This is a genomic window from Kocuria salsicia (assembly GCF_007681555.1).
In the GTDB taxonomy this organism is placed as follows: domain Bacteria; phylum Actinomycetota; class Actinomycetes; order Actinomycetales; family Micrococcaceae; genus Kocuria; species Kocuria salsicia.
In genome coordinates, this window is record NZ_VELE01000004.1 from 36,831 (window position 1) to 59,471 (window position 22,641).

Annotated in this window: 19 protein-coding genes; 10 read left to right on the forward strand and 9 right to left on the reverse strand. The window is 70.7% G+C overall.

The features are described from left to right. Nucleotides 1-65 precede the first annotated feature (65 nt). From serA to FS770_RS08115, 6 genes are all read right to left on the reverse strand, one after another. Nucleotides 66-1,262: a phosphoglycerate dehydrogenase gene (serA, locus tag FS770_RS08090; RefSeq protein WP_144943160.1), complete on the reverse strand. Its 1,197-nt coding sequence runs from the start codon at nt 1,260-1,262 to the stop codon at nt 66-68. A gap of 711 nt (nt 1,263-1,973) precedes the next feature. After that, the gene (locus tag FS770_RS08095) at nt 1,974-3,089 is read right to left on the reverse strand and encodes a glycosyltransferase (RefSeq protein ID WP_144943192.1); all 1,116 of its coding nucleotides are present in this window, start codon (nt 3,087-3,089) and stop codon (nt 1,974-1,976) included. A 5-nt stretch (nt 3,090-3,094) separates the two neighbouring features. Continuing rightward, on the reverse strand, nt 3,095-3,631 hold the full coding sequence (locus FS770_RS08100) for an LbetaH domain-containing protein (RefSeq protein ID WP_055086077.1): 537 nt from the start codon (nt 3,629-3,631) through the stop codon (nt 3,095-3,097). Between the two features lie 122 nt (nt 3,632-3,753). After that, nucleotides 3,754-5,487, reverse strand: coding sequence for a hypothetical protein (locus FS770_RS08105; RefSeq protein WP_145011027.1), 1,734 nt, complete (start codon nt 5,485-5,487; stop codon nt 3,754-3,756). An 85-nt stretch (nt 5,488-5,572) separates the two neighbouring features. Beyond that, nucleotides 5,573-6,835, reverse strand: a complete 1,263-nt coding sequence (locus tag FS770_RS08110) for a hypothetical protein (RefSeq protein WP_145011030.1) — start codon at nt 6,833-6,835, stop codon at nt 5,573-5,575. Continuing rightward, nucleotides 6,832-7,476: a YveK family protein gene (locus FS770_RS08115; protein WP_186366731.1), complete on the reverse strand. Its 645-nt coding sequence runs from the start codon at nt 7,474-7,476 to the stop codon at nt 6,832-6,834. The genes FS770_RS08110 and FS770_RS08115 overlap by 4 nt, the downstream gene beginning before the upstream one ends. A 712-nt stretch (nt 7,477-8,188) precedes the next feature. Between FS770_RS08115 and FS770_RS08120 the strand changes: the two genes are divergently transcribed. The 7 genes from FS770_RS08120 to FS770_RS08150 all read left to right on the forward strand — a co-directional run bounded on the left by FS770_RS08120 (nt 8,189) and on the right by FS770_RS08150 (nt 15,205). After that, nucleotides 8,189-9,535, forward strand: coding sequence for a tyrosine-protein kinase domain-containing protein (locus FS770_RS08120; protein WP_186366732.1), 1,347 nt, complete (start codon nt 8,189-8,191; stop codon nt 9,533-9,535). Nucleotides 9,536-9,549: 14 nt separating this feature from the next. Continuing rightward, the gene (locus tag FS770_RS08125) at nt 9,550-11,016 is read left to right on the forward strand and encodes a hypothetical protein (RefSeq protein ID WP_145011036.1); all 1,467 of its coding nucleotides are present in this window, start codon (nt 9,550-9,552) and stop codon (nt 11,014-11,016) included. 67 nt (nt 11,017-11,083) lie between these two features. Beyond that, nucleotides 11,084-11,935 (forward strand): glycosyltransferase family 2 protein, encoded by an 852-nt coding sequence (locus FS770_RS08130; protein WP_145011039.1) that lies wholly within the window; start codon nt 11,084-11,086, stop codon nt 11,933-11,935. Then, nucleotides 11,929-13,188 carry a polysaccharide biosynthesis protein gene (locus FS770_RS08135; RefSeq protein ID WP_144943165.1) on the forward strand — a complete coding sequence of 420 codons (1,260 nt, stop codon included), beginning with the start codon at nt 11,929-11,931 and terminating at the stop codon, nt 13,186-13,188. The genes FS770_RS08130 and FS770_RS08135 overlap by 7 nt, the downstream gene beginning before the upstream one ends. Nucleotides 13,189-13,282: 94 nt before the next feature. Then, nucleotides 13,283-14,176, forward strand: a complete 894-nt coding sequence (locus FS770_RS08140; RefSeq protein ID WP_145011042.1) for a phosphatase PAP2 family protein — start codon at nt 13,283-13,285, stop codon at nt 14,174-14,176. A gap of 185 nt (nt 14,177-14,361) precedes the next feature. Next, the gene (locus FS770_RS08145) at nt 14,362-14,736 is read left to right on the forward strand and encodes a hypothetical protein (protein ID WP_094393426.1); all 375 of its coding nucleotides are present in this window, start codon (nt 14,362-14,364) and stop codon (nt 14,734-14,736) included. Nucleotides 14,737-14,887: 151 nt separating this feature from the next. Continuing rightward, nucleotides 14,888-15,205 carry an ATP-binding cassette domain-containing protein gene (locus tag FS770_RS08150; protein WP_145011045.1) on the forward strand — a complete coding sequence of 106 codons (318 nt, stop codon included), beginning with the start codon at nt 14,888-14,890 and terminating at the stop codon, nt 15,203-15,205. A gap of 42 nt (nt 15,206-15,247) precedes the next feature. Here FS770_RS08150 and FS770_RS08155 read toward each other — a convergent pair whose 3' ends face one another. The 3 genes from FS770_RS08155 to FS770_RS08165 form a co-directional block, all read right to left on the reverse strand. Then, entirely contained in the window at nt 15,248-16,249 is a 1,002-nt protein-coding gene (locus tag FS770_RS08155) for a GDP-L-fucose synthase family protein (RefSeq protein ID WP_244944837.1), read from the reverse strand. Nucleotides 16,250-16,314: 65 nt separating this feature from the next. After that, nucleotides 16,315-17,355: a GDP-mannose 4,6-dehydratase gene (gene gmd / locus FS770_RS08160; protein ID WP_145011048.1), complete on the reverse strand. Its 1,041-nt coding sequence runs from the start codon at nt 17,353-17,355 to the stop codon at nt 16,315-16,317. 52 nt (nt 17,356-17,407) lie between these two features. After that, nucleotides 17,408-18,673: a glycosyltransferase family 4 protein gene (locus tag FS770_RS08165; RefSeq protein WP_145011051.1), complete on the reverse strand. Its 1,266-nt coding sequence runs from the start codon at nt 18,671-18,673 to the stop codon at nt 17,408-17,410. Between the two features lie 636 nt (nt 18,674-19,309). Here FS770_RS08165 and FS770_RS08170 point away from each other — a divergent pair. From FS770_RS08170 to FS770_RS08180, 3 genes are read left to right on the forward strand one after another with little or no spacing between them, the layout of a single operon-like run. Then, nucleotides 19,310-20,953: an alpha/beta hydrolase family protein gene (locus FS770_RS08170; protein WP_244944827.1), complete on the forward strand. Its 1,644-nt coding sequence runs from the start codon at nt 19,310-19,312 to the stop codon at nt 20,951-20,953. After that, the gene (locus FS770_RS08175; protein WP_244944828.1) at nt 20,950-22,116 is read left to right on the forward strand and encodes an alpha/beta hydrolase; all 1,167 of its coding nucleotides are present in this window, start codon (nt 20,950-20,952) and stop codon (nt 22,114-22,116) included. The genes FS770_RS08170 and FS770_RS08175 overlap by 4 nt, the downstream gene beginning before the upstream one ends. Next, complete coding sequence (locus FS770_RS08180; RefSeq protein WP_244944829.1) at nt 22,113-22,517, forward strand: holo-ACP synthase; 405 nt, start codon at nt 22,113-22,115, stop codon at nt 22,515-22,517. Before FS770_RS08175 ends, FS770_RS08180 begins: the two co-directional genes overlap by 4 nt. The last annotated feature ends 124 nt before the right edge of the window (nt 22,518-22,641 follow it).

Consider the following 22,641-nt stretch of genomic DNA (forward strand, 5'->3'; position numbering starts at 1 on the left):
CAGAAGAACCCCCGGTCCTCCCCCGCAGAGCGGTGAGGGTCGGGGGTTCCTGCATGCTGGGCGGGTCAGGAGACCGTGGCCACCCGGATGGTCTCGGGCAGGGCCTTGATGGCGGCCACGACCTCGTCCGTGACGCCGTTGGCGCAGTCCGTGACCATGTAGCCCATCTGGCCCTTGGTCACGAGCTGCTGGCGGTCCACGTTGATCCCGTGCTCGCCCAGGGTGGAGTTCACGCGGGCCAGCACGCCGGGGACGTTGCTGTGGATGTGCAGCAGGCGGGTGCCGTGGATGAACGGGTCCAGCTGCACCTCCGGGAAGTTCACGGACAGGCTCGTGGTGCCGTAGCGGCAGTAGTCGATGAGCTTGCCGGAGACGAAACCGCCGATGTTCTCCTGCGCCTCCGCCGTGGAACCGCCCACGTGCGGGGTGAGGATCACGTTGGGCAGCCCCTGCAGCGGGGATTCGAAGGGCTCGCCCGCGGCCTTGGGCTCGGAGGGGTAGACGTCCAGGCCGGCACCGGCCAGGTGCCCGGAGACCAGGGCCTCCTGCAGGGCCTCGATGTCCACCACATGGCCGCGGGAGAGGTTCAAGAAGATTGAGCGGGGGCGCATCTGGCGGAACTGCTCGCGGCCGAACATGTTGGTGTTGCTCTCGCGCCCGTCCACGTGCAGGGTCACGGTCTCCACCGTGCCCAGCAACTGTTCGAGCGAGTCGCACTTGGTGGCATTGCCCATGGCCAGCCGATCCACGACGTCGTAGTAGTAGACGTCCATGCCGAAGGCCTCGGCCACCACGGAGAGCTGCTTGCCGATGTTGCCGTAGCCCACGATGCCCAGGGTGCGGCCGCGGACCTCGTGGGAGCCCTTGGCGGACTTGTCCCACACGCCCTGGTGCATGGCCGCGTTCTTGTCCGTGAGGTGGCGGGCCAGGGCGATGATCTCGCCCAGCGCGAGCTCCACCACGGAGCGGGTGTTGGAGAACGGCGCGTTGAAGACCGCGGTGGCGGTGTCCGTGGCCGCGGTGAGGTCGATCTGGTTGGTCCCGATGCAGAACGCCCCCACCGCCTGCAGCTGCGGGTGGGCCTCCAGGACCTCGCGCGTCACCTGCGTCTTGGAACGGATGCCCAGCAGGTCCACGCCGTCCAGTGCGGTGAGCAGCTCCTGGGGATCCAGGGCGCCCTTGCGGGTCTCGACCTCGAAGCCGCGGCTTCGCAGCGCGTCCACGGCGTCGGAATGAATGTTCTCAAGGAGTAAGGCCTTCACCCGTCCATCCTAAGGGGTGGGTCTGCGGCGTTTCCTCCCGCGTCGGCCATGCCAGGTATCCGGGCACACCGTTCGGAACCGCCCCGGGACAGGGGGGGGAGGGGGTGTTGTCCCCGGGGCGGTTTCGAACGGCCCAAGGCCCCCACCGCGGGTGGGGTACTTGGAGCCGGGCGGTGGAGCGTCCCCCCGCCCATGCATGACGAGCAGGCTCACAGGGTGAACCCGTCAGCCCGCGATCCCGAAGGCCGTGAGGAAGTCCAGCTCGATGCCGGCCACGCTGCCCAGGGACTGGGTGGCGGAAGTGGCGATATCCACGGTGTACGTCCTTGTCTCGTTGCTCCTGCAGTGCGCGTGAGCGAGCAGCGATCGTGACTGAGTAGTGATCGTGACTGAGTAGTGATCGTGACTGTGCAGTGCCGGGCCGGTCCGTGCGGAATCTGTGTGCTCCGTCCGTTCTCGAACCCGGCAGCAACCACCGTACGGAGAGTACACACCCCGCGGATACTGTCCATCGGCCAGACTTCCGATGGCCGATGGACAGCTCGGACTGGCCGTTCGGCCAATCCCGTGTTCCCTGCTCGGGGGACGGTACCTACGGCTTGTAGGGGCCCGCGCGTCGCGCTGCGGGGCCCCGCGTGGACCGTGCACCGAAACGCACCGTGGGAACCGAGAATCATCTTGGGGCCCGCGGTACGTGATCCTGCGCGGCGCTCAGTCCTGGTAGGCCTCGAGCAGCCGCTCGAGCACGGCGTCCATGCCGTACTCCCGCGCGATCGTCTCCCGTGCGGCCTCTCCCCGGCGTCGCCGCAGCTGCGGATCCGCCAGCAGCTCGGCGAGGGCCGCCTCCAGATGCTGCGGGGAGTCGTCAACGACAGTCCCAGACCCCGTTCGGCGGACGGTTTCCGCCAGACCGCACGTGTCTGTGACGACCACCGGCAGGCCGGTGGACATGGCCTCGAGCACGGACATGGGGTACGGCTCGTTGACGGAGGGCAGCACGTAGAGGTCCGAGTCATTCATCCAGCGGGCGGCACCGGCGGAGTCCACTGCGCCGGCCCACGTGAGGCGCTCGCCCAGACCGGAGTCCTCGATCGCGTGGCGCACGGCGTCTCCCTGGCCCTCATCGGGGCCCACGAGGGTGAACACGGCCCGCGGGAAACGCTCCGCCAGCGCACGCGCGGCGGCCACGAACGCGAGCGGGCGCTTGCGCTCCTGGAGGCGGGCGAGGAACAGCACCCGGCACACGTCGTCGTCCCCGGGAGCCCGCGGCGTGGGGTTCACGGGCATGCCGTTGTGCAGCTCCATGAGGTTCACGGGCCCACGTGCCACCTCTGCGACGTCCTGCTCCTCCTGCGGCGTGAGGTAGAAGACGCGGTGGGCGTCGCGCAGCACGCGCCGGGTGAGGGCGGCGTCCAGCGGGCCCGCGAGGGGGTGGTCCGAGGGGTCGATCATCCCGTGGGTCTGCAGCACCACGCGGGTCCCGGAGAGCTCCGCGAGCCACGCGGACGGCAGGGTCAGCAGGTCCCGGGCGGTGTGCACGTGCACCACGTCCGCGCTCGCGGCCACCCGGCGCACCCAGGTGAGCATCGCGGGTGAGGTCAGGCCCGCGAAACCGGCCCCCGGCAGCACGTAGGACGGGCGGAAGAGACGGGTGTGCACGCCGTCGCGCTCGGTGGGCAGCGGCGTGCCGAGGCCGGATCCGGTGGCGGCGAGGACGACGTCGTGGCCTGCCTCGGCGAGCGCGCGGCACTGGTTGAAGGCGACGGTCGTGGGGCCGCCGTAGGCGTTTGTCCCGGAGACGAGCGCGACGATCTGCAGGATGCGCATGCCGCTCACGCCCTCGCCGAGACCGGGGCGAGGACGCGCTCACCCGCGGGGACGTCACGCGTGACGAGTGCAGTGGCACCGACCACGGCTCCCTCGCCCACGTTCACGCCGCGCAGCACCGTGGCGCGCAGGGCGATCCAGGCGCCGTCGGCCACGGTGATGGGGGCGTTGTCGAACTCGAAGGCGGGGTCGTCAGCGCGGTGGCTTCCGGTGCAGAGCATGGCGCCCTGCGAGATGCACACGTCCGAGCCGATCGTGATGGGCTCCAGGTTCAGCAGCCAGGCACCCACTCCGATCCACGTGTTCTCACCCACGCTCAGCTTCCAGGGCCAGTGGATGCGCACGTCGTGGCGGATCAGCGTGCCGTCGCCGATCTGCGCCCCGAACGCGCGCAGGATGCGGGTGCGCACGCTCGGCGGGCACAGCACCGAGCGCTGCAGCGGCTCCGCCACGAGCGCCCATGCGGCGCACTGCAGCGTTCCCCTGCCCTTGTCGTAGCCTCGGCCGGTGAATGTGGCCAGGCGGCGTGTGGTGGTTCCCATGCTTCTCCCCTTCGTGGATGGCTGTGTGCTCGTGCTGCTCGCGGCGGTGGGCGAGGCGGTGCGTGCGGTGGCGCGGTCCGTGGTGACGCGGTCCCTGGTGGGACGACGACGACGCCGCCGCGTCACCCTGCGTCGTCGCCGTCGCCGTCGTCGCCGTCGCCGGATCCGGCAACCGTGCCGTGGTGGACCGGCGCGGAGTACGCGATCTCCCCGGAGTCCGTGACCAGGCGTGCCACCGTGAAGCCCTGTGGCACGGTGGCGACCTCCTGGCCCCCGACGAGGGAGGCCGGCGGCGCGCGGTAGGACAGCTCCCGGGCGTCGAGTGCGAGCCCCGCCGGCCACGTGTTGTGCAGGAACTCCACGGAGCGCACCGTGCGTTCGGCGAGGACCCGCAGGTTGGCTGGCGACGCGGCGTCGTCGTCTTCGCCCTCGATCCTCGCCCACCGCGAGAAGTCCACGGTGGCCGCGGAGGAGAGCGAGTACCAGCGCCGCCGCGGCGGGTCCGGGATCGCGGGGTCCCCGGCGGCGAAGACGACGACGGGCGCGCCGCGGGTGCTGCTGCGCAGCTCGCCGGAGGCGTCCCGCAGCTCCACCACGGCGAAGACGTGGGCCCCGCCCGAGACCCGGACCGTGCGCTCCAGCACGGCCGCGCCCACCTCACCCGCGGCAACCGTGACCTCTTGCGAGGTGGCCAGGGTGGTGCCGTCCGCGTCGGTGACCCGCACGGTGACACGGGCATCCTGCGACTCGTGGTTGATCGCGAGCCCTTCCACGAGCAGCTCCTGGCCCGCCACGAGGTACTGGGGACTCGTCACGTACGCCGTGAGGTTCTTCTCCTGCGGCTCGTGCCCGCGGAACGCAGCAGCGTGGTGGGCCAGCAGGTCCGCGCGGGTGGTGCCCCAGTCCGTGGTGGGCTGCACGCTCGTGTGCTCCACGGCGTCGTTCCAGGTCACGGCGGTCAGCCAGGCGGCGCCGGAGTCCCGGGCACGCTCCAGCTGGGTGCGCCACAGCTGGGTGCCCCGCGCGTCCACGTAGCCGCCGTGGCTCGTCGCGCGGTCGTAGCCGGGCAGAGTGCCGCCCGCGAAGACCGTGCCGTGCGCCGCCGCCCACGCCGCGAAGTCCCCGAGGACCTGCGACTCCCGGTCCTCGAACAGCCAGACCGCCTCGAACGTGTCCGCGTAGGGGTCGAGCAGGGAGGTGTCCAGGGAGTCCCCGTGCTGGCTCGCCGCGGTGGCCAGCTCCGCCACGAGGTGCAGCCGGGTGCCGCTCTCCTCCACGGCCCCGCGGCACGACGCCCAGTCCTCGGGGGACAGCGAGCGCGCGTTGTAGATCCACACCACCAGGGCGTCCTCCACCCGCGCGGCGGAGGACCTGCCGTCGGCCGCCTCGGCGTACTGCCGGATCATCTGGACGGCGCCGTCCCGCGAGGACACGAGCAGGCACGGTGCCACGGCGAAGCCCTCTGCCCCGTCCTGCCACGTGGGATCCGCGGCGTCCATCCAGTCCCCGAGGAAGTCCGAGCCCTTGTTCTCGCCCTCCAGCAGGAGGATCTGCATGCCCGTGAGGCCGGCCGCCCGGCCCTGCTCCAGCTGGCCGGAGACGAGACTCGCGTATTCCGTGCCCGCCGGCGCGAGGGCCAGGGGGCGCTCGCTGCCGTAGTGGATGTCCCCGCTCTCGGCCAGCGGCAGGCCCTGCGGGACCATGTGGGCCCAGACCTGCTGCTGGGCGGCGGCGGAGGAGGGGCCCCGTGTGGCGCCCGGCCGCCCGGAGGCAGAGCAGGCCACGGTGGTGCCCACCAGTGCGGTGCCCGCCAGGGCGAGGAAGGTGCGGCGGGTGGCGCCGCGCCGTCGGGTCACCTCCGGGCCGCGCGGTTCTGCCCCGGTCAGACCACCACGGCGTGGCGTCGAGCCGAGAGGCGCGCTCTCACGCCGCGGCATTCCGTCACGCGGCGTGGACATCGCGAACTCCACGGGGCGCGGCGGGCCCCGCCCACGGCACGGGGCGCAGGGAGCGGCTGCGGAGGAAGGACTCCGTCCACGGCCGCACCACGCGCTCGAACAGCGTCAGCACGATCATCATGGACACGATCCGGCTCACGGCCCGGGTGTTGTACTGGGTGACCATCACCACCGTGAGCATGGACATGCCCAGGACGGCCGCCAGGAAGAAGGCCATGGTGGGGTGCGGGTTGCTCCCCACGCTGCGCAGGCACGCCCGCACGACGACGCCCCACACCAGCAGGAACAGCATCAGGGCAAAGCCGCCGAAGCTCGCCCACTCGCCGAGCGCGGAGTACGGGATGAAGTCGTGGACGCGCATGGTGGGCATGATCTCGTCCCAGCCCACCAGCGATCCCGGCCCCGGGTTCACCGAGATGAGCATGTCCGACGCCGTGATCGACTGCTCACGGCTCGTGAACACGAGCAGGGGCACGCTGAAGCCGAAGCTGCTCGTGGTGGTCAGCAGGGAGTCCGTGAAGAAGGACGGGTTCTCCACGAGGTGCACCATGGCACGCGCGTAGGGGATCAGTCCGTGGTCCGTGAGCGCCCGGCAGTGCAGCGGGATGGGCAGCAGCACCACGGTGACGACGGTGGTCAGCAGCCACGTGGGCCAGGCCACCCGGCCGCCCGCGAGGAACTTCCCCACCATGTAGAGCACCAGCACGCCGGCGAACACGCGGGTGGCGCACGCGAAGAGCAGCACGAGCCACAGGCCCAGGGCGATCCGGCCCAGGTTCGGGTGCCGCACGGAGAGGAACCCTGCCGCGAGCACCGCCATCGGCTGGGCCACGCTCGCGGCGGAGACGAACGCGGAGGGTGCCGTGAACATCAGGTACTGGGGAGCGTGCAGCAGGTACGGCCCCTTGGCGAGCACCAGCGCGGCCATGGTCCCGAACGTCACGACCAGCCACAGGCCGGAGAGGGACTGCACCTGGCGACCCACGGTGCCCAGCAGGGACGGCCACGAGGCGACCCGGCCGGGCAGTGGCACGATCAGTGCCAGCGCGAGTCCCAGCAGCGCCCACAGGACCAGCCGCACGGCGTCCGCGTGGTCGTACGCGCCCCACACGGGTGTGAAGGGGCTGGGCGAGGCCACGACGGCGTGACCCAGGTAGTACTCGGTGGAGGCCCAGCTGATCAGCAGGAAGACGACCAGCGTGAGGACCGGGACCCGGTCCATCGTGAGGGCGTCGCGCCACTTCACGAGGACGCGGGTTCGGTCCGCGCGGCGGCCGAGGAGCCCGCGTCACGGGCGCGTTTGGCTCGCCGCGTGCTCAGGGCCTGGGCTGCGGCGAGACCGACGATCGCGCCCACCACACCGCCCACGGTCGCCCAGCGGCTGACCTGCGGCGTGCTGCTCGACGTCGCTGAGGCACCGTCCTGGACGATGGTCACGTCCACCTGCGAGGTGCCGTCGGCGCGGGGAGAGTACTCGCGGATGGCCTTCTGCAGCCCGGCGACGAGGTCGTCCGCGACAGCCGCGCTGCGCTCGCGGTCGGTGTCCGTGTAGGCGAGCTTGATCAGCGTGGAGCCGGTGGGGACCTCGACCGCGAGGTGCTGCGAGATCTCGTCCGTGGAGCGGCCGTGGTCCGCCGCCTCCTGCAGGACGGTGGTGGTCGTCGCCAGGTTGTTGTAGGTGGGCATGTTGCTCAGCACGTACTGCGAGACGGAGTCCGTCTGCGCGTTCGGCAGGTCCTTGTCCGGGGCCACCATGACGGTGGCGGTGGACGTGTAGGTCTCCGGCCGCAGCGCGGCCGCGGCGCCCGCAACCACTGCCCCCAGCACCGCGGTGCCCAGGACGACGGCCAGGAATGCCACGACGGCGTTCTTCGTTCGTGCGCTCATGTGATTCCCCCGATAGTTCTTTCGCGTTCCCGTCAGCCCGACGGAAATCCCCATTCCCTGTCGTTCCCCGAATGGGGGACAAATATTCATCACATTCCCCAGCTCGGGGGACAAAGCGTTCGTCCCGTGAGCTCCGCTGTGCGGTGGCGGCCTCCGTGGTCACGGGCCGGAGGTGCCCCGGACACCGTGCACCGGCCGCGCCGCGACGTGTGATGCCGGGGGCGGTGCGGTCCTCGTGGTCCGCTCCTGCCCCCTTCTCTCTTCATCGTAGCCCCAATTTCCCGCGAAGTTCACTTTGGCAAAGACCTTGTCCGCACATGTTCCTCGTCGCACCGGGGGCCGCGCAGGCCGTCCCAGGGGCGGGGGTCCGGCACGGCCTCCTGGGCGACGGCGCAGGTGGGAGGCCCCTCCTCTCGGTGTCGAAGTAGTTGTCGCACTCATGGGATTCCGGGCAGTGCACTTTCGACACCCCTCATTTTCCGGGCGAAACGCACGAGCCCACCCTGCCGGAGGTAAAATTCATCCCCCGATGTGGGTACAAAGGAATTCCGCGGAAACTGTCTGAGTGTTCATGGAGATGAATCCGCGCGATAGACTTCCCTCAGATTCATTTGGGGAGAGACGGATGGGCCGGTCCCGATCGCCGTGTGCGCTGGGCAGCGCGCAGGCTCGGGTCCACCGCGACACCGTCACCACGGGGTATGGAGGACACATGACGCTGCGCGACTACGCCGAGGTTCTGAAGAAGTGGTGGAAGACCATTGCCGCACTGGCGGTGGTGGGCCTCGTGGCGGGAGGGGTGCTCGCCGTGGCGCTGCCGGCCAAGTACGAGGCCAGCTCGCAGCTCTACGTCACCATTCCCACGAGTGACTCCGCGACCGAGCTGAACCAGGCGGCCACGTACCTCTCGCGGGAGCTGAAGTCCTACGCCACGGTGGCGACCACCCCGTACGTCCTGGACCCTGTCATCCGTGACAAGGGCCTGAACCGCTCGGTCTCGGACCTGCAGGACATGCTGGACGTCACCAACCCCACGGCCACGTCCGTGATCCAGGTGACCGCCACGGCGGAGACGCCGGAGGAGGCCCAGCAGGTGGCCAACGGCGTCGCCGACCAGCTGACCAAGGGCGTGCAGTCCCTGTCCCCCGAGGTGGCCAACCGTGAGGGCGCCGTGAAGGCCGAGCTCCTGAGCCGGGCCCAGCTGCCGGAGAAGCCGAGCGGGATTCCCGCCGCGGTGTACCCCGCCGCGGGCCTGGTGCTCGGTGCACTGCTCGGAGCGGTCCTGGCGTTCGTGCTGGAGAGTCTGGTCCGGCGCCCCCGCACCCTCACCGAGCTGCGCAGCGTCCCGGGGGCGGCTCTCACCGCGAGCGTCCCGCGCCTGAAACACCACAGCGACGCGCTGAGCTTCGACCCCGCGGCCATCGAGCAGCCCGGCTCCGCGGCCCCGACCCCGCACGTGACCGCGCTGCGCTCGCGGCTGCAGCAGCGCCACGCGGAGGTGCTGCCCCAGGTGGAGGGCGGCGCGACGTTCGTGGTCACGGGAACCCGTTCCGGTGACGGCGCGAGCACGGTGGCCCTGGAGCTCGCCCGCAGCTTCGCGGGCCTCGGCAGCCGGGTGGTCCTCGTGGACGCACATCTCTCCGACCGCGGGATGACGGAGCTGCTCGCGCAGCAGGCGCACCCGGGGGTCTCCGACCTCCTGGAGCGGCGCGCGGCGGCCGAGCAGAGCGCAGTGCGCCTCGAGCCGGGGCTCTCGTTCCTGCCGGCGGGCTCGCCCGCGTCGCGGCCCAGCGACCTCGTGTGCTCCGAGCCCATGGTGGCGCTGCTGCGAGAGCTGCACGGCGAGTTCGACGTCGTTATCCTGGACTGCTCGCCGCTCAGCGAGTCTGCGGACGCCGCCGTGCTCGGCGAGCTCGCGGACGAGGTCCTGCTCGTCACGGTTCCCGGGCGGGTCTCCACGGACCAGCTGCACAGCGCGGTGGCGGGGTTCCGCGAGGTGCCCGTGTCCCTCGTGGCCAACAAGGTGCGCTCGGGCCGCGGACACGCCGGACTGGTCTGAGCGCGGTGACCGCGGTGAATCCCGTTGCCGGCGCCATCCTGCTGCTCACCGCCTCCGCCGTGGTGGGTCTCCTGGCCCTGAGCCACATCCGCACCCGTGGCCGGGTGGACGGACTCAACCTGCGCCTGTTCATGGTGCTCAACTTCCTGCTGGCCAATGTGGTCTCCGGCTTCGCCCACGTGCTGGGCTGGTCCAAGGACCGCGGCTTCTACGAGGTGCTCTCGGGCGATCCTGTGGGCTCCACCTCCGGGCTGACCACCGCCGCGTGGGCCACGTTCCTCGCCAGCTGCGCACTGTGGGCCGGTCTGGTCGTGCCGCGCCCCCGGCTGTTCCCGGCCCGTGACGACTCCCGGGAGGTCCCGCGCCGCCCGCTGGCACCGGAGAACCTGTACTCGTTCGCCGCCGCCCACCGGGTGAGCGTGGGTGGTCTCGCCCTCGTGCTGGCCGCTGCGGGAGGAGTGGGACTGATCCGGGTCATGGGTGCCACCACGGACCAGACCGGCGGCCGGATTATCTCGGTGGACGGTGGCAACGCCCGCTACGCGTTCCTGGCCGGATGGCTCCCGTGGGCCGTGACTCTCCTGGTGCTGGCGTTCGCAGCTCGCCGGCGTGCCACCGGGCAGGCCGTGTGGAACACGCTGCTGCTCGTGGGAGGGCTGGCCGCGCTGGCCGTCAGCGCCACGTGGAACGGTGGCCGCGCCGAGATCGCCTACGTCGCGTTCCCGCTGCTGGCGATCATGCTGCCGCGGATCAGCATCCTGCGGTGGCCCCTGATCGTGGCGGGCGCCGTGGCGATGGTCGTGTTCGTCGTGGCGACCACCTCCCAGCGGGTCGGTGCCACCACGGACCCCTGGTCCTTCATCGACTGGCAGTGGGGGCGGTTCTCGATGTCCGCATGGGCGTCGAACCACACCGCGCTGCACGGCTCGCTGCACGGGGAGACCATCTGGAGCGCGCTGATCAACGTGCCCCTCGCCCTGCTGCACCTGGGCGGCGTCTCCGTGGACAACCCTTTCCGCTCCATGGTCCAGGTCTCGGGTTACGACCTGCTCGGAGGGGAGGACCAGATCTACGTGGTTCCCGGCTTCAGCGCGGAGATGCTGCTGAACTTCGGTCTTGTGGGGGTGGTCGCGGGGTACTTCCTGTTGGGGATCTTCTCCGCGGTCGTCTCGGACGCCTACAGCCGCAGCCGCAGCGAGACCAACCGGGTGCTGCTGGCCACGGTCGGCTCCACTCTCGTGTTCCAGGGCATCGTGGGGCAGCTCGAGTCGTTCGAGGTCTTCGTGACGTTGTCGATCCTGCCCCTGTGGGCACTGTGGGTTGCCGAACGGCTCTTCGCACGGCCATGCGACCTGGGGCAGCCGCTGGAACCGGGGCCCGCGGCGTCGTCGGCACCCGGGTCCCCGGGCGGCCAGTGCGGTCCGAACGGCACGAGCGGTGCGACGGCGCTGGGCGGCGCGAGGGCACCCGCGCGGCTCTGAGCCGCCGAGGACAATTCGGGGGAGGGGCGCCGGACGCGCTCTGACACACTTTCTTGGGGGAAAAGACATGCCATTGATCACGGTCATCATGCCCGCCTACCGGGCGTCCGGCACGATCGGGCGCAGCATCAGGTCCACGCTGCGCGCCATGCCGCGCGACGCCCAGCTCGTGGTGGGCCTCGACGGGCCCGACGACGCCACGGAGCGGGCTGCGCGCGCCGTCACGGACCCGCGCCTGGTGGTGCGGGCCCACGAACGCAACCGGGGTTCGGTCGCGTGCACGCGGGAGCTGCTGCTGAGCACCGACAGCGCGTTTGTGGCCAAGATGGACGCGGACGACCTCTGCGCCCCGTGGCGGTTCCGACTGGAGCTCGCCGCGATGCCCCACGCGGACATCGTGTGCGGCAGCGGGATCCGGTTCGGTGGCGGCGCCGTCCCGCGGCCCTCGTACTTCGGGTCGCTGACCTCCGAGGAGATCGGGGTCCTGCTGCCGTTCACCAATCCGATGTTCCACCCGAGCATGCTCGCACGGCGTGAGACCCTGCTGGAGGCCAACGCCTACGCCGTGGACTCCCCGGCGGAGGACTATGTGCTGTGGCACGACGCCCTGCTCAACGGGGCACGCCTCTCGAAGATCGCGGCTCCCGTGATCGCCTACCGGCTCAGCGCCGGACAGATCTCGGGTGCGGAGGACTACCACCGGCGTGTCGAGGCGGACCCGGAGGTGCGCCGCGTCTATCAGGAGTGGGCCCGTGCCACGGGTCGCGGCTGGCTGCTCGATGACGGCGGGACCCCGTCCCATCCCAGCGTGCCTTCGGAGCGCGCGGCGGAGGTCCTGACGCAGGTGCGGCCCGTCACCCGCCCCTACGCGAGGCACCAGGTGATGCATCACGTGGAGGCGGCGGAGTCCTCGTGCTGAATCAGGTCAAGGCGCTCATCGAGCGGATCATCCCTAGGCTGTCCTCAGCGCTGGTCATCCTCACACTCGCGGCGCTGACCAACCCGCACTACGTGGGCATCTACAACGTGGTCACGCTGCTCTACACCGCCATCCAGGTCACGATCGACTCCGGTGCACGCTTCGCCGTGATGCGCGTGCTCACCGAGCCTGGCGGCATGAAGATCATGAACCGCTACCGGATGTTCATGCCGGTGGTCGCGTTCGAGCTGCTGGTCGCGCTCATGCTGTTCCTGCTGTGGAACGGGACCCTGGAGAACTGGGGCGAGTTCTTCCAGGTGCTGCCCGTGGCGTTCGCGCCCGGCTTCGGCGCACTGGGGCTGCTCTACGTGGGTACGCTGCAGGCCACCAGCCAGTGGGGTCTGCTCGCGCGGCTCCAGTTCCGTGCCGCGATCGTGGGCCTCGTGGTGGGTGGGGCAACGCTGCTGCTCACCCAGTCCCTGCTCGGGCCCGCACTGCAGCTGGCCGTCACGGAGGGCGTGTTCGCGCTGCTGTGCTGGAGGCGGGCGCGGAAGAACACCATTCCCATCCCGCACTCCGCACCGGGGAAGAAGTCGATCCTCTCGGACATGGGAGCGATGTCCGGGTACGCACTGATGGCGTGGTTCCAGGGACAGGCCGAGCGGCTGTTCATGACGTTCTTCGCAGGCACCGCTGTGCTCGGCACCTACACCGCGGGCAGCGCGGTGGGCCGAGCCCCGGGAGACGCCCTGGCGGCGTCGACGGCGAACATGGTGCGCGTGGCCGTGGCGGACAAGGAGACCCCCGAGGAGATCAGCGACACCAGCAACCGCTTCCTCTCCGGGGCACTCATGCTCGCGGTGGTTGGAGTGGTCGTGGCACAGGTGGCCGCGGTCGTGCTGGGGCCCATTCTGGGCGAGAAGTGGAACTCCGCGATGTCCATGGTGCCGTTCATCGCCATGGTCTCGTTCCCCGGTGTGCTCTCCTGGGCGGCCTCCGTGCTGCTCGTGCGCACGGGCGCGGCGTGGAAGACGTTCGTGGGTCCGGTGATCGGCATCGTCTTCGGCGCGCTCATCGCCTGGGTGGCGTCCTTCGACCTCCATCTCGCGGCCACCATCCTGGTGCTGCGCGAGTTCGCCGTGGTGATCGTTGCCTACAGCTTCGTCGGCAAGGCGGCGCCGTGGCGCTCGTTCTGGCTCGGAGTGGCGCTGACCACGGTGGGTCTGGCAACCTGCTGGATCGTGGTGCTCTGAGGCGTTGGGCCTGCGGCTCCCCACACCGTGGAGACGGCCCGTCCTTCGAGGAAACCACCAGCTGACGTGCGGCTGGTGCTCCTAGGATTTTCGCATGCCATCCGCCCCGCACCCCGACGCATCCCAAGGACTTCTGCGCCGCCGCCTGGCCGAACCCGCCATCATGGACCTGGCTGCCCGCCGTCGTCGGCTGGTCCTCGCGGGCCTGCTCGTGGTCGGGAGCGTGCTACTCTTCACCCGCGTGTGGGACTGGTGGTTGGAGCACGAGGACCTCTCCCGCCTGGACACCCCCCTGATGCGGTGGCTCACGGAGCACCGGGACCCGCTGGTCACGTCCGTCCTGGTCGTGATCACCACCGTCACCGCGCCCACCGGGATGATCCTCATCAGCCTGGCCACCGTGCTCGTGTGGCTGTGGCGCAGCACGCACTGGTGGCGGCCCGTGCTCCTGGCTGGGTCCATGCTCCTGGCGGTCACGGGCATCGTGGGTGTCAAGTGGATCGTCGAGCGCCGCAGGCCCCCGATCGCGGACATGCTCCTGGGTGCGGACCACTCGTTCTCGTTCCCCTCGGGGCACACCCTGGCCACCACCACGTTCGTGCTGGTGCTGGTCTACCTGCTGTACTTCCGCCCCCGCGCCGTCACGCCCCGGTTTGCCGCGGACGACGCCGCCCTGCGGTCTCCCGCGGGCGCCGTACCGACGTCTCCCGGTGACCACGGCGTCCGGCAGGTCGCGGCGACGACCCGGCCCGAGCCGCGGCGGGGCCGGTGGTGGGCACTGCTCGGCGCGGTCACGGTGATCGCCGTCGTCGCGTTCAGCTGCCTCTACCTCGGGTACCACTGGCTCACGGACGTCACCGGCGCGTTCCTGCTGGCGCTCGCGGTGCTGGGCGTGGTGATCGGTGTGGACGCGTGGCGGCCGACGGCGCCGCGGCACCGGGGGTGCGTCGCTGTTCCCCGCGGGGCCCCGGGGACCACGGAGCGCTGACCTCGCGGTCATAGGATGTAGCGCACACTCCCGGGCGTCCGTGCGGCGGAGGGAGAGCAGCCATGATCAGGGTCTCCGTCCTCGTGGCCAGTGTCCTCGTGCTCCTGCTCCTCATGTGCCTCACGGACGCGTACGTCCGCCAACGGTACGAGGTCGTTCCGCTGGGCAACGACGCCTCCTAAAGCATGGACTTCTTCCACGGCACGGACCTCTACCGTTTCGGCGGCGGCTCGCAGACCTCCGACGAGATCTGCTGGTACGACACCAGAAGGCACGGCACCGCGCGGCCGTCCTCGCAGCTTGGTGATGCCGACCTGAGCGCGATCTGGACCTTCGCCTTCCGTACTGCACCGGACGGGCGTGACGCCCTGGCGCGGTTCACCTCCGAGCACGGTGTGAGCGTCCGAGAGCCGACAGTGGACCCCGCGCACCTCCTGCTGGTCACGGTCTGGTCCCCGGGCTCCGGCGCCTCCGTCATCTCGGCCGCGGTCTCGGTCCGCGTGCACGTGGCGACCGTGCACCGCCAGCTCTTCCTGCGGCACTGCGCAGGGCAGATGTGAAGTCAGGTCCTCGGCCGCCGCACGCTCTACGAGGCGGTCCTCGCCTACGGCTCGTGACGGTGATGCCCATTGACCGGTTCGACTCCGTGGACGGCTCTGGAGAACGTTCTGCTGCGGCCGTCGGGGGTCTTCACGCGCCCCTCGCAGACGCGTGGCCCGCGAGGTCCTGGACAGGGTCGGTCTCGAGGGGCGCCACGAGGAGCAGGCCGCCCGGTTCAGCGGCGGGGATGAGCAGCGAGTCAGGATCGCCCATGCCCTGCACAAGCAGGCGGTGTATGTCTTCGCGGACGAGCCGACCGTGTGCCTGGGCGACGAGAACCGTCGTGCGGTCGTCGGGATGCTCCGTGAGCTGATGGAGCACGGTGCCTCGGTCGTCGTCGCGACACACGACGAGGAGATGGTCGCGGTCTCGGACCGCACCTGCCGGCTGCGGCGACCGGAGACCCGGGCACACGACGACGGCGCGTGACCCCTTTTCAGGGCCACGCGCCGTCGTCGTGGTGTGTCGGTGCTACGCGCCGCGCGCGGAGTCGCGGTGCAAGCGGTACCAGGCCACGGCGTCGTCGAGGCCGGTGGGCAGGTCGATGGACGCGGTCCAGCCCAGCGAGCTGAGCAGGGAGACGTCCATGAGCTTGCGGGGCGTGCCGTCCGGCTTGGAGGAGTCCCAATGAGTGGCGCCGCGGTAGCCGGTGGCCTCGGCCACGAGCTCGGCGAGCTCCTTGATGGAGATGTCCTCACCCGTGCCCACATTGACCTGCTGCGGGCCGTCGTAGTGCTCCATGAGGAACAGGCACGCCGCCGCGAGGTCGTCCACATGCAGGAACTCGCGCCGCGGTGTGCCCGAGCCCCAGTTGGTGATCTCGGTGTCCCCGTTGCGCACGGCCTGGTCGTAGCGGCGGATCATGGCCGGCAGCACGTGCGAGCCGGTGGGGGAGAAATTGTCCCCCGGCCCGTAGAGGTTCGTGGGCATCGCGGAGATCCACGGCAGCCCGTACTGGCGGCGCACCGCCTGCACGTGCATGATCCCGGAGATCTTGGCGATCGCGTAGGCGTCGTTGGTGGGCTCCAGGTATCCGGTCAGCAGGGCCCCCTCGCGCAGCGGCTGCTCCGCGAGCTTGGGGTAGATGCAGGACGAGCCCAGGAACAGCACGCGCTCCACCTCCGCGGTGCGCGCGGCATCCAGGAGATTGAGCTGGATCCGCAGGTTGTCCGAGAGGAAGTCCACCGGGCGCGTGTTGTTGGCCCCGATCCCGCCCACCTTCGCGGCGGCCAGCATCATGTAGCGCGGCTTGTGCTCGGCGATGAACGCCTCCACGGCCTCGCGGTCCCGCAGGTCCAGCTCCTGGGAGCTGGCCCCGATCAGGTTCTCGAAGCCCTGCTTCTCCAGGTGGCGCCAGATGGCCGAGCCCACGAGTCCGCGGTGGCCCGCCACGTAGAACGGTGCCGTGCGGTCCAGCTCGTGCGGTGCGTAGACGACGTCGTCGCTCGTGCGGGCGTCCGCAGGGTCGCTCACGGTCTGGGGCCAGTCCGCCCCGGCGTCGACGGTCCCGATCTGATCTGCTGTGTCCACTGTTGTCCTCATGCTGCGTGTTCCGGGGTCCAGATGTTCTGGGCCACCGTATCGATCCAGGGGGTGCCCGCGCACTCGAGCGCGGCCCGGTCCGCGTCCACCATGATCCGCGCGAGCTCCGGGGCGTGCACGGTGGCCTTCCACCCGAGCTTCTGCTCGGCCTTGGAGGGGTCTCCGATCAGCGCGTCCACCTCGGTGGGGCGCAGGTACCGGTCGTCGAAACGCACGTGCTTCTCCCAGTCCAGCCCCGCGTGCTCGAAGGACGTGACCAGGAAGTCCCGCACGGTGCAGGGCACGCCGGTGGCGAGCACGAAGTCCTCGGGCTCGTCCGCCTGGAGCATCCGCCACATGCCCTCCACGTACTCCGCGGCGTAGCCCCAGTCGCGCACGGCGTCCAGGTTGCCCATGTAGAGCAGGTCCTGCTTGCCCGCGGCGATTGCGGCCACAGCCCGGGTGATCTTGCGGGTCACGAACGTCTCGCCGCGGCGTGGGGACTCGTGGTTGAAGAGGATCCCGTTCACGGCGAACATGTCGTAGGCCTCGCGGTAGTTCTTGGTGATCCAGTACGAGTAGATCTTGGCCGCGCCGTAGGGGGAGCGCGGGTAGAACGGGGTGTTCTCGTCCTGCGGCGGGGGCGTGGCCCCGAACAGCTCGGACGTGGACGCCTGGTAGAAGCGGCACTTCACGCCGGCGCGGCGCACGGCCTCGAGCAGACGCACGGTGCCCAGCCCGGTGGTGTCACCGGTGTGCTCGGGCTCGTCGAAGGACACGCGCACGTGCGACTGGGCGCCCAGGTTGTAGACCTCGTCAGGATCGATCTCCCCCAGCAGGGTCACGAGCCGGGCCGCATCCGAGAGGTCCCCGTAGTGCAGGAACAGCCGGGCGTCCGGGTTGTGGGGGTCCTGGTAGAGGTGGTCGATGCGGGACGTGTTGAACGTGGAGGCGCGGCGGATCAGCCCGTGCACCTCGTAGCCCTTGGACAGCAGCAGCTCCGCCAGGTAGGAGCCGTCCTGCCCGGTGATGCCGGTGATCAGTGCTTTCTTGTTCATAGTGTTCTCTCCCCTTGTGGATCGGATCGTCGAGGCCCCCGGCCCCGGTGGATCAGGACTTGACGGTGGCGGGCGACCGGTCCTCGGCTCTGAGGTCCGGGCGCAGCCTGGTGAGCGCCGAGAGGAAGGACCGCACCGCGGCCCCCCGGCTCAGCACCTCGCGCACGTAGCGGCGACCGCCGCGGTGGGTGGTGCCGCCCGTGGTGATCCACTCCTCGTGCAGGCGCACGGCGCCCGCCACGAGGGCCTCGGGATCACCGGGTTCCACGCGGATCCCGGCACCGGCCGCCGCGAGCTCAGCCGCGGACGGCCCAGCGGCCTCGACGGCGGCCAGCACGGGGCGGTCCGCGGTGAAGTAGCTGGTGAGCTTGCTGGGCACGCACATCTCGGTGAGCCCGGGCCGCTCGTTGACCAGCAGGATGTCCGCCGCGCGCAGCAGCCCGGCGTAGGTGTCGTTGTCCACGCTGGGCAGCACCTCGAAGCGCGGCGTGGTGGCCGCGAGCTCCTCGAGCTGCGGGCGCTGGTGCCCGCCGCCAACGAGCACGAAGCGCAGCGGGGCGCTCCGTTCCTCGGCCACCCGCGCGGCGGCGGCCACGTTGGTGAGGTCCTGCTTGGCGCCCATGTTGCCGGTGTGCAGCACCACCACGTCCTGCGGCTCCCACCCGAAGCGGCGGCGCAGCGAGACGGTGTCCACCGTGGGGGCCTCGGCGATGTGGGTCCAGTTGCGGACAGTGGTGATCTTCTCCCCGGCCACGCCCATGTGGCGGCGCAGGTAGTCGGAGAAACGGTCGTGGATCACGACGACGCCGCTGCAGGAGCGCAGGAACGTCCCCTCCACAGCGCGCATCACCCGGGTCGCGGGTCCGCCCGCCGCGCCGGTCTCCGCGAGGCCGGCGGTGTAGATGTCGTGCACCCACACGAGCACCGGGGTGCGGGTCAGTGCGGCCCTGACCCGCGCGATCGCCGAGGCGAACAGGGCGGGCGTGACGAGCACGACGACGTCCGGGTCCCCCCACGGGGCCCGCGCGGCGCGCAGGCCGAAGACGATCTCCATGCCGAGGCGGCGCAGCTGGCCGGCGTCGTGGGGCACGGGGTGCGGAATGCGCCGGACGGGCACTCCGTCGATCACCTCGAGCGGGCCGTCCTGGCGCGGGTAGCCCTCGTGGACCTGCCACTGCGGGTAGTGCGGCAGGCCGGTGACGACCTCCACGTCCCAGCCCTCCTCACGCAGGGCGCGTGCCATCCCGGCGGTGTACGGGGCGATGCCCGTGTGCTCCGGTGAATAGTTGAGACCGATAATCAGGATGCGTGCAGCCACGCTGTCTCCTCCCCCAATGAAGACGCAGACGGTGCCTGCATCTCCCCCAGTACGGGGGACCTCCCCAGGTCCCCCGTCACCCACGGTGCAAGCCCGTGGACAGTGAACGGCGCCAATGCTGTGTCTCCCCAGAACATCGGCGTTTGCCATCATAACTCTGCAGATCTGACCTTATCGCCAGAAAGATGACAAATCTGTGTGGGCCCATATAGGTACAACGCGGTAAAAGCGCACGTGGGACCGGGAAAAACAGTCGTGTAAATGTAAAACCACACATTAGGGGACGGCGTCATCGAGCCGTCCTGGGACACGAGTGGCTATGATTTATGAGTGCAAAGCCGTACGCCACTCACGGGGGAACGTGGGGGAACGCGGCGTTCGGGGGCGGGGGTCGGCCGGTGGCGGAGGCGCCGCGCTCGCACGGGGAGACTCCTCCGGCAACGGGGGAAACAGGGCAACGGTGGCACGGCTGAGGTGTTTCCGGGGCAGGACTGGGGAGAATTCATGCGTATTGCCGGACAGGCAAGTTTTCTGACGGGGCACGGGCGCACCATTCACGCGTGGGTGCACGGTCCCGACAACGACCGTGTCCGCGGAGCCGTGGTCATTGCACCGGCTCTCGCGCGGGAGGAAGTGGTGAGCCACCGCAGCATGCGGCTGGTGGCGGCACGCGCGGCGGAAGCGGGCTGGGTCGTCATCAGGGTCGCCTGGAGCGGCACCTCGGAGTCCGGCGAACGCCCCGTGGGAAGCAATCCCGTGGCTGTGTGGCAACGGGATCTCGAGGTCGCGTTCGGCACGGCCCGGGAGCTGGTGGGGCCGCACCTGCCCGTCCACGGCATCGGGTTGCGGATCGGTGCCGCGGTGCTCGCCACCTCCGAGCTCCCCTTCGGGAAGCGGGTGCTGTGGGAGCCGGTCTCCGGCGCCATCTACATGCGCCAGTACACCGGGCTGCGGCGGGCGAGCGGGTTGAGCCTGCCGCCGGAGGTCGAGGGCGGCGTGGAGATCGGCGGCGCGCACTTCACCGATGCCGAGGCCGCTGCCATCCGCGCCCTGCCGGACCCGCGCAAACTCACGACCCCCGGGCTCGTGCCGGTGCGCGAGAAGGACCGCACCGTGGCCAAGAAGCTCTACGGCGTGGCCGCGATCTACGCCAAGGCGACCCCGTCGGCCATTGCCGCGCTCGTCGCCCGCCTGGACGAGCCGGCTGCGGGCGCCGGTGACGACGACGCCGCGCCACGCGCGGTCTCGCCCGGCACCGCCGCGGACCCGGCCCACGAGACCACGGTGAGTGGGGCCGGGGAGGCCGCGAGCGGCGTCGTCGTGACGGGAGGGACGGCGGACGTCAGCGGCTGGCGGCCCACCACGCACGCCCGGTTCCACGTGGCCGAGTTCGACGTGGACGTGGAGGAGGAGCTCCTCGAGCTGGGGGAGGACCTGCTGCCGGCCACCTACACGCACCCTGTGGGCCGCCACGGCACGGGTGCCGGTGCGGCCGTGCTCGCGCCGCCCTCCGCAGACCCCAAGGACGGGCCCACAGGTCTGTGGGCCGTCCAGGCGCGCCGGCTGGCCGCACGCGGGGTGCCCGCGATGCGTGTGGAGCGCCACCACTGCGGGGACGGTGCCGGGCTGGACGAGGTCAAGGACATCAACCCGTACAAGTACCAGGGGGTCGCGGACATCGACCTCGGCGCGTCCTGGCTGCACGAGCGCACGGGCGAGGCCGTCACGGGCGCTGGGCTGTGCGTGGGCGGCTGGCTCGTGGCCATGGCACCGCCCACGAGCGCGATGACCACCCGCGTGGTGCTCAACAACGTGGCCTGGCGCGCCGGGGAGCGGTACTACGAGAAGCTCTACCGCAACTGGGACGTGGACGCCGTGCTGGAGCAGCTGCGCACCATGAGCGACGTGGAGCTGAACACCACGTGGCGCACGCGCGCCAAGGAGCTCGTGCGCCGCCGAATGCCCTACCGCATGTGGCTGCTGCTGGGCCGCTGCAACATCCCCAACGTGCCGGAGGTGGTCATGGAGCACGCCTCGCGCAACGCGGAGGTCTCCTTCTACTTCGGCGTGGAGGACGGCGTGTTCTTCGAGCAGGAGCGCGGCGAGGAGGGGCTCGCGCGGCTCACCCGCCGCGGCCGCCGGATCAAGGTGGCCCACGTCCCCGCGCTGGACCACTCCCTGCAGGCCCGCGCCTCGCGGCTGACAGCCATGCAGATCGTCGACGCGGCCCTCGGGCTGAGTCACTACCCCGCGGAAGAGGTGGCCACGTGCGCCGCATGAACCAGGACACCGCCCGGGCGGGCGGCACGCGATCGCTCGGACTGCGGGTGCTCACCGGGTGCACCCTGGGGGCGCTGCTGCTCACGGGCTGCGGCTCCGGGGGCACGGACCCCGCCGCGACCTCCGGCACGGGCTCCACGATCAGTTTCGACGCCGACGCCGCGAAGCAGGTGGGGTTCCAGGATCCGCAGGAGCTGCGCAAGGAGTCGAACGGGATCACCGTCACGGGCGCCCGCGCCCTGTCCCAGCGGGCCGTGGACCTCACGGTCAGCACGGACGCTGTCTCCCCGGAGGCACCGGGCGGGCGCAACTCGCTCGTGGTGATCACCCCGGAGGGCTACGACCCCGCCAAGACCTACCCAGTGGTCTACATGCTCCCGGGCAGCAGCTCCACGGATGCCCCCGCCCTGCAGTGGTACGAGGGCGGGCAGGCCGAGCAGCTCACCGCGGGCATGCCCGTGATCACCGTGATCATGAGCGGCGGCAAGGTGGGCTGGTACACGGACTGGGCCGAGCAGGACACCCTCGAGCAGAACTGGAAGACGTTCCACCTGGACCAGGTGGTCCCGTGGGTGGACTCGCACCTGGCCACGCAGAAGGACCGGGGGCACCGCGCGATCATGGGCAACTCGATGGGTGGCTACGGTGCGGTGCGCTACGCCGAGGAGCGGCCAGACCTCTTCGGGGAGGCCGTGAGCTTCTCGGGCCTGCTGGACGTCTCCTCCCCGGAGGCCAAGCAGAACTTCGAGCAGGCCTCGAACGAGTCCACCGGAGAGCCGGATGCGATCTTCGGCAACGGCACCACCACCACGGACGCACAGTGGTTGGCCAACGACCCACTCACGCAGAGCGGGGACCTCGAGGACGTGACCGTGCAGCTCTTCGCGGGCAGCGGCAATGGCCAGAACGGGGACATCGAGCCCGCCCTGCGGGACTCCACGGCGTCCTTCGCCTCGGAGCTCGGGACCAAGGGCGTGGACTACCAGTACACGGAGTACGGCAAGGAAGGCACGTGCGACGGCGGGCACACCTTCGAGTGCTGGAAACCCGCCGCCGTGGTGGCTCTTGGGCGCTGGGCGGACCGGCTGGGTCTGAAGCGCACCACTTCCGCGCCAGCCGTGGACCCGGCGTTCGAGGCCGTGACCTCGGAGGGAACGTCGTGAGCGCCGCCGCCGTGGCACCCCGCGTGGGCTGCGACCTGCAGGGCGTGGCACCGGTGGCCGAGTCGATGGCCCGGCAGGGGGAGCGCTACCTGCGGGTCGTGCTCGCTCCGGAGGAGATCGCGGAGCTCACCCGTTCGGGAGCGGCTGAGCCCTCGGCGGAATCCGTCGCGGGCCGGTTCGCGGCCAAGGAGGCCGTGCTCAAGGTGCTGCGCCCGAGCCCACAGGACGCCGTGCCGTGGCCGCAGATCGTGCTGCGCACGGACGCCCACGGCGCACCGAGCGTGCAGCTGCGGGGCACCGCGGCGCGCCTCGCCGGTGAGGCGGGGCTGGGCGGCTGGAGCGTCAGCACCTCCCACGACGGCGGGTTCGCCCTGGCCGTGGCGCTCGCCACGGCGTCGTGACCCGGCACCCGCCGCACCCGTGAGACCACCCGGCGCACGACGTCGGGAACAAGACCACCGCGGGGCACCGCACATCGGCTGACCCGCGGTTCAGAGGAATCGACAGTACAACCCAGAAAGGTGT